The 347-nt window shown below is 62.2% G+C and carries 1 protein-coding gene; it reads right to left on the reverse strand.

What is annotated here, in order from left to right; translation table 11 throughout:
- Positions 1 to 347, reverse strand: a 347-nt coding sequence (locus tag ACUXVH_RS31710) for an immunoglobulin-like domain-containing protein (protein WP_445496872.1), incomplete at both ends; no start/stop codon positions are given.

Raw genomic sequence — 347 nt, forward strand, 5'->3', positions numbered from 1 at the left:
GCGTCATTCGGCGCGGTGAAGTTCACCGAGCCCTGGCTTTCGCCAACCGGAATGGTGATGGTCTGGCCATTGGACAGAGTGACGACTACCGGCGAACCGGTCACTGGCGCAGTCACGGAGGCGGTGTAAACCACAGTGCCGCCTTCGGCGACGTTAGGGGTAGCCGTCAGCGAAACAGTGCTGGTGTCGATGGTATCGGTGACATCAGTCACCGCTGGAGTCGGGTTGGTCTCCAGGTTCTCGAAGTTACCGCCCTCGGCCTTGGTGATCGTTGCCTCGACCTTGCCGGCGTCTTTGTAGACGTCATCGGCGGGTGCGGCCACGGTGGTGGTACCCGTGGTGGTGGT

This window comes from Pseudomonas sp. 8(2025) (assembly GCF_052665325.1).